1 pseudogene is annotated in these 248 nt (G+C 68.1%); it reads left to right on the top strand.

Features of this window, described 5'->3' with window-relative positions:
- Positions 1-248: pseudogene (locus G5A07_RS21575) on the top strand (hypothetical protein); the annotation flags it as partial.

The raw sequence follows: 248 nt of genomic DNA, 5'->3' as shown, positions 1-248 counted from the left end.
CGCCGAGATCCAGCGCACTCTCGACAGCAGCGAGGCCCGGGGCTACGGCGGCAAGCGCGGTTCCGGCGGCACCCGCCAGGATCCCTGGGGGCAGATATTCACCCGCGACTGGTTCAAGGCGGTACGCGGCGGTGGGTTGCAGAACGTCGAGTTCCGTACCCGCGACTTCGAGCAGACGGCCAGGCCGGTGATGAACGGCGAGCAGGTGCGCCTCGTCAATGGGCGACTGCAAAGCCTGATCCACCTGC

The organism is Stenotrophomonas sp. AS012628, assembly GCF_010608305.1.
GTDB classification, from domain to species: Bacteria; Pseudomonadota; Gammaproteobacteria; order Xanthomonadales; family Xanthomonadaceae; genus Stenotrophomonas; species Stenotrophomonas geniculata.
The sequence above is the reverse complement of the archived record's forward strand: the minus strand, read 5'-3'. Positions and strand labels throughout refer to the sequence as shown.